At 46.6% G+C, this 6,000-nt stretch carries 5 protein-coding genes; all 5 read right to left on the bottom strand.

All coding sequences use genetic code 11. The features are described 5' to 3' along the window. Positions 1-412: 412 nt before the first annotated feature. The 5 genes from LBJ36_09295 to LBJ36_09275 all read right to left on the bottom strand — a co-directional run bounded on the left by LBJ36_09295 (position 413) and on the right by LBJ36_09275 (position 5,661). Positions 413-1,075 (bottom strand): TIGR02646 family protein, encoded by a 663-nt coding sequence (locus LBJ36_09295; GenBank protein MDR1379226.1) that lies wholly within the window; start codon positions 1,073-1,075, stop codon positions 413-415. Next, positions 1,072-2,391: an AAA family ATPase gene (locus LBJ36_09290; protein MDR1379225.1), complete on the bottom strand. Its 1,320-nt coding sequence runs from the start codon at positions 2,389-2,391 to the stop codon at positions 1,072-1,074. The genes LBJ36_09295 and LBJ36_09290 overlap by 4 nt, the downstream gene beginning before the upstream one ends. 15 nt (positions 2,392-2,406) lie before the next feature. Continuing rightward, positions 2,407-3,501 (bottom strand): restriction endonuclease subunit S, encoded by a 1,095-nt coding sequence (locus tag LBJ36_09285; GenBank protein MDR1379224.1) that lies wholly within the window; start codon positions 3,499-3,501, stop codon positions 2,407-2,409. Between the two features lie 54 nt (positions 3,502-3,555). Continuing rightward, positions 3,556-4,038 carry a flavodoxin gene (locus tag LBJ36_09280; GenBank protein ID MDR1379223.1) on the bottom strand — a complete coding sequence of 161 codons (483 nt, stop codon included), beginning with the start codon at positions 4,036-4,038 and terminating at the stop codon, positions 3,556-3,558. A 78-nt stretch (positions 4,039-4,116) separates the two neighbouring features. Beyond that, complete coding sequence (locus LBJ36_09275) at positions 4,117-5,661, bottom strand: type I restriction-modification system subunit M (GenBank protein MDR1379222.1); 1,545 nt, start codon at positions 5,659-5,661, stop codon at positions 4,117-4,119. Between the last annotated feature and the right edge of the window lie 339 nt (positions 5,662-6,000).

Here is a 6,000-nt window from a genome sequence, read left to right as displayed (position 1 = left end):
GCTTTTCTTTCGGTTGCGCCTTGCGCACTTGCATATCCGATAACGGCATATACCCCCATACCTCCTCATTCGCTTTTAGAGAAAACATCTCACGGGTTGCCAAGAAAAAACGCGCGGATATAACCGCTATGCGCACTCGCATCACCGTACATCCGTAAGACAAATATTTTTTGTTGTCCGGTTTTCTGTATGAATACGCGCGGTATTATGCAACATTTTGAGGTAGTTTGATATACCATATTCGTACAGAAAAGCCGGATTCCAAGATTGTTTTAATACTATATGATACTCAGGGATTTCTACATTCGACTTACTTACAAAAAGTCGAAATTACCCATCTGCTTGATCTCCCCTTTTCAAGTTAAACTCAATTTTCAAGTTAAACTCAACGAGTTATTCGAGATGTCGGCCACTAGGATGCGTGCGCAGGCATATTTTGGTCGATATATCGGCTCAATACTTGTTTGAACTCTTGAAAACAACCGTTCTCGTCGCGCTCTAGATATGCCGAGCGCAGTTTTTGAAGCTCATCACTCGACATATTGTCCAGCAGATCCGGCGGCAAAACCTGAGCCAATACAGTCTTGCGTCTGCCAAGAATCGGGCCTGCGTTTAGCTTCAGGAGTTCTATCATGTACTTGGCTTTCTCGTCATTTTTGTCTTTTGGCAGAATTTGTCCCTCGAGAGTGTAGAGAAAGCGCTCCTCACAATCGTCTTCAAGCGGAGACATACAGCAAGATTCATCGAATTTATCTTTCTTGGCGTGTCCGCAATGCAAAATATCGTTGGGTTTGGTCTCCCTGATACAGGAAGCATGGATATTTTCATAATCTACCGCAAGGTCAGGATAAGAAGATTGCGGCCTGAAATGTTCGTTGTGGCTGTTGCCGGTATTGATTCGCCGGCCGCAATAGCAACATAAGCCGCCTTGTTCTTCGATCAGTGCTTTTCGCAGAAGGATACGATCTTGATCGAAAAGATCATCGTAAGAAAGCGATCCTTTTCCCTTGGAGATTGCGTGTGTTTTTCGCTTCAGAAGCCAACCCGGTTCCGGATTTTTGTTAATCCGGATCATCTTCCAATGATCTCCTTGCGTTTGATGAGTGCCCTTGCGCTTGCTATTTCAGGTATGTATGGAACTCTACTAGACAATTCCCCGGCAAGTCGCTTTGCTTCGTCCAGTTCGCCTCTTTCAATGGCAGCAAATAGGTTCAACAATTCATCCCTTATTCCTTGAGGACGTGAGGCGGTATCCATAATATCCTCCAGAACGCGGTCGGAGTTCAGTCCATAACTGGCCTCCGGGTGTTCGGCACTTTCCTCGCCCAACAGCAGTATCTCGTTCGGAGCGAGTTCGCTCAACACCTGCGGCGAATGTGTGGTGGTTATAAACTGCATCTCCGGAAACGCTTTTTTCAGGCCGTTTGGCAAGTGTCTCTGCCACTGTGGGTGAAGGTGTAGGTCGAGTTCATCGATCAGCACGACTCCGGGAGTCTTGCTCAAAACGTCAGTGCCCAGTTGCGGATTGAGAATACAGGCGCGGCGCGCGATATCCGCCACTAGCGCCGCCACTGCGCGCTGCCCATCGCTCAGACTGTCGAACAAAGCTATTGGTTTTCCGCTCTCCGGCTTCCACTCCATCAAAACGTTTTTTTGTTTTATGTCGTACCGCAATCCCTTAGCCTCTTCGATGGCGATGGCGATGGCCCGGTTGATAAGGGACAGCTCGTCGTTAGCGTTATCCGTGTCGTTTGGCGGGAGACCCGTTTCCGCAAAAGTTTGGAGCCGCTCCATGGTTTTCACCAGCACCCAATCCGTCAGCGCGTTCACGTTCGCCGCCGCGTTCTGCCAGTCGTTATAGGCGTCTTTCCGTGATACTTTATGTTGAATGGCCTGAATGTCGCTTCTTTTTCCAGAGGATGTAGTCCAGTTGCGCCCGGCTCGGTAAAAAGCCAGAAGAGGCAGTATCATTTCCTCGTTCAATTGCGTTTCATTATTGCGCCGAGAAACGTGATCGCCTTCACTTGTAGAAAGCTGAACGTCGTTGAGCTTTTTGAAGATAGAGCACGACAATTTGCCTTCCAGCGACAGCTTCGCCGTTACCTCCATAACGACGGGATATTGCCGTTCGAATCGGTATTGGTTCTCGTGGATCTGCATCTCAACTCGAACGTTATTCAATGTGGGCAACAACATATTTCTGTAAAATAGCAAGTATTCGCCAATCGCCTCCAATAGCGACGTTTTCCCAATGCCATTGACTCCAGCAACAACATTGAACCCGCTGGTGAATTCTACGGTTATCTCTTTGAAGCAGGCATAATTGATGAGACGTATGGATTCCAGATACAAAAAAATCCCTTCCTTCAAATCAGCCCTAAATGTCGGCATGGCTTTTAGTATCCGTCAGTATGCAAAATACTCACTTATCAAACTATCGTACAACAGTCGCGTTTTGTCTAGTCCCTTCTGCACTTCAAATTTTGATTTGTCGGCGGCTTCGGCGAACGCCGCGAAACGATTTTGAAGCGAGAGAGGGGGCAGTGGGATTTTCATTGATCTAAGTTTTACTCCAGTCAAATGCGCTATCGTGGCGCTTGTCACCAAACCATCAAAGTTAGTTTCTGTGGCCTTGTGGTACATTACCCCAGCCAAGTATTCAGGGATGCAAATGTCTGGATTGCAACGTACTCGATGTAAGGCTTTTTGAAAGAAACAATTTTCTAACTCGTTTTTCCAGATAGCTGTTCGCCCGACTTCGCCGCCCTCACAAACCAATAAGTCGCCGTATCGCAAGGCGAATGCCGCTCTGTCAGCTTCATCAAAATCCATTGTGTTAAGCTTTTCTAAACCAAAACGAAACCACTGGACATTGAAATTTGCGAGGTAAGGATAGGTGTTTTCACCTGTCTTTTTCTTCGCATCCAACATCTTGCCTAACCGAGTTGTGGCTATCTCATCGAGCCGCTTGATTTTCCACCCTTTATCGTTTACCGTCGAATCCCCAAACATCTCAACAAATCTGGATTTGACCATTAGGTCAAGTTGTTCAAGCTGACGTTCATGTAAAAAGATTAGAATACGTGTTTTGTCAAGAACAGCAACAACTTTACTTTGTTCTTCGGATGAAGGATAGTTAAAAACTAAATCCTTTAACCATTTGAAATGCCGATTGTATCCTGTATCAGGAATATGAGCCGCACTCAGAGCATAGTAGAAATATTTAACATTAGCCCTCGGATATCGTACTTTCAGAAGTTTGACGCCATCTGCGCCTAAAAAAAATGGTACATCCACATACTTGACTATTCTCGTATGATCACCAAAAACTATTGCGGGGACATCATTGTAGAGACCATCGTTAGTATTGGTATAGCCTGCGATATAGGATTGTCCTTGATCCACAATTGGATATTTACCAAATGCCAGATACTGCTCCTTAAGGATTTTTGTTCCGAACCTAGTACAATCTTGGAACAGTTCCTCAAATATTTTATCCATCCAGCATCGCCTCCAGCTTTTCAGTCCTCCGCAACGCGTTCCTTAACTGCAAGTTCAAAGTCTAAGGCTATTGATCCAAACCGTCAGGCTTTCTTTCGTCTGCCTGCCGTTTAATATTTTGCCTTCCGTTATAACTGTGGAAGTGTTGACGCTTCCTTTCAGGTGCGCCACCGTCTCACCGATACCGCTGCCGCCAGACGTCGCAAAGGGTACGATAGTCTTGCCAGCGAAGTCATAGCTTTCGAGGAACGTGTTGATGATGGTAGGCGCGACATACCACCAAATTGGAAAGCCGACAAATACAACGTCATACACGCCGATATTTGCGTCTTTATCGGTAATCGCCGGACGTGAAGATTTGTCGTTCATTTCAATCGAACTGCGGGAATTTTTATCCTGCCAGTCCAAGTCGGCTTTTGTGTATGGTACTTGCGGCTTAATCTCGTACATGTCGGCACCAACCGCCTCCACCAGCGCCTTTGCCACGTTGCGAGTAACACCACTAGCCGAGAAATACGCTACCAGTTTCTTACTCATAACCCCATCCTCCTTATATTTTCTGCCCCTTACCCTGGGCTTTACAGGTCACAGTTGTTCTCAATCTATCGCTCGATTTCATCCTCCCTCCAGCATCGCCTCCAGTTCCTTGAGACCTGCCGCGATGCGTCCCTCAATCTCAAACAGCCCGGCCATAATTTCCAGCGTAGGCGGGTATTCCGTGGCTTGCGTGACTGTTTTCTTGTATTTATTGATAGAATTGATAGAGAGGTCGTAACCATTATCTACAATTTCCTGTTTCGGTACGAGAAAACTCTGCTCGATGCGTTCGCGTTTTGCTTCTGCTTTCAGATTCTTGAAACGTGTCGTAATGTCTGCAATGTTACCGCCCGTCCCCAAATCAATGCGTTTATCGTCCAAACTGTACCCGTCCGACTGCATATCGTAGACCCATACGTTATCTGTCCCGCCTTTGCTGGTTTTGGTGAAAACGATTACGGCGGTGGACACTCCCGCATAGGGTTTGAATACCCCGGAAGGCATGGAAATAACGGCCTGTAGCTTGTGGTTCTCGATCAATTCCTTGCGGATGTTTTTGTGCGCAGTAGATGTACCAAAAAGTACTCCGTCCGGGACAATACAGGCACAGCGCCCGCCGACTTGAAGCATCCGCAGGAAGAGGGCGAGGAACAAAAGCTCCGTTTTTTTCGTGTTTGTCACTGAAAGCAAAGATGGCGCGACAGCATTGCTGTCAAGTGAGCCCTTAAATGGCGGATTGGCCAAGATCACCGTGTATTTTTCCGTGTCGCTGTTGTCTTTAGACAGCGAGTCATGAAATCTGATGTTCGCCTCATCCATGTTATGCAGAATCGTATTCATCGCGGTTATGCGGAGCATCGTCTGGTCGGTATCGTAGCCGGTGAACATTTCGCTCTGGTAGTGTACACGCGCTTTTTTGTCGATACGCAGAGCTTTTTCGTTGCGCTCGCGGACGTATTGCCCCGCAAGTACGAGAAATCCCCCTGTCCCGCAAGCGGGGTCAGAGATGAAATCATCTATTTGGGGCTCGGTCAAATTTACCATCATTTTGATGATATGACGTGGAGTTCGAAATTGTCCGATACGGCCAGCCATTTGCAGTTTGGAAATCATGTATTCGTAAAGGTCGCCCTTGAGGTCGTTGTCTTTGAGCGCCTGCGTCAGGTTTCCGATGGCCGTAATCACTTTCTCGGTTATCAAAGGGTTGGGAAGCACAAAATTCGCGTTTGACATGTGTTGGATGTACATACTTTTAGGGCCTATTTTCATGCCTTTGATAACGTGCTCCGAGCCATCGCTCAGCTTGACGGGATTGTCTATCCCTTTGATGAAAGGGAAAACTTTATCTCGAAGCAGCTCGAAAAGCTGCTCTGCCGGGAGATCGCGGAATTTGCTCCAACGCAAAGCCTGTCCTTGTTCGTCCTGTGGGAAGACACGCTTCCCTAGCGCGCCGCCAATCAGTTCGTCGTTGCGTTCTCTGTTTTCTTCTTCCATATCAAGCAAGCGGATGAAAAACAGGTATGTCAGTTGTTCTATGACTACCAACGGGTTGGCCATGCCATAAGCATACATATCGTTCCAGATTCTGTCGATTTGACTTTGCAGTTCGCCTGTGATGGCCATCTCTTTCTCCTCGCATAATGTCGCTTGTTGTCTATGCATTATATCAAAGTTGTTTGCCGAAGGCCGAAATCACCGTCTCTTGTATACGGCCCTGTTCTTCTGCGACTGAAAACCTATGCGACTGAAAACCTACACAAAATAGAACAAAGACGAAAAGTGAAGAACGGTAACACTCTAAAAGAATACGTAGAAATACGTAGACATCGTGAAAGAAACATTAAGTTTTGGTATACGTCGTCTTCATAAAATGAACATTCAAGCGCGTCCTTAAAACGAGCTTCTTCGCGTTTCGCTATTTCAAGAGATTTACTGCCATTTTCTTCCTACGCGTTTCTAATA

It is taken from the genome of Synergistaceae bacterium (assembly GCA_031267575.1).
Classification (GTDB): Bacteria; Synergistota; Synergistia; order Synergistales; family Aminobacteriaceae; genus JAIRYN01.
The sequence above is the reverse complement of the archived record's forward strand: the minus strand, read 5'-3'. Positions and strand labels throughout refer to the sequence as shown.

What these genes read in the sequence shown, in the direction of transcription:
- LBJ36_09295 (MDR1379226.1), bottom strand. Translation starts at nt 1,075, where the DNA reads ATGATCCGGATTAACAAAAATCCGGAACCGGGTTGGCTTCTGAAGCGA.
- LBJ36_09290 (MDR1379225.1), bottom strand. Translation starts at nt 2,391, where the DNA reads ATGCCGACATTTAGGGCTGATTTGAAGGAAGGGATTTTTTTGTATCTG.
- LBJ36_09285 (MDR1379224.1), bottom strand. Translation starts at nt 3,501, where the DNA reads ATGGATAAAATATTTGAGGAACTGTTCCAAGATTGTACTAGGTTCGGA.
- LBJ36_09280 (MDR1379223.1), bottom strand. Translation starts at nt 4,038, where the DNA reads ATGAGTAAGAAACTGGTAGCGTATTTCTCGGCTAGTGGTGTTACTCGC.
- LBJ36_09275 (MDR1379222.1), bottom strand. Translation starts at nt 5,661, where the DNA reads ATGGCCATCACAGGCGAACTGCAAAGTCAAATCGACAGAATCTGGAAC.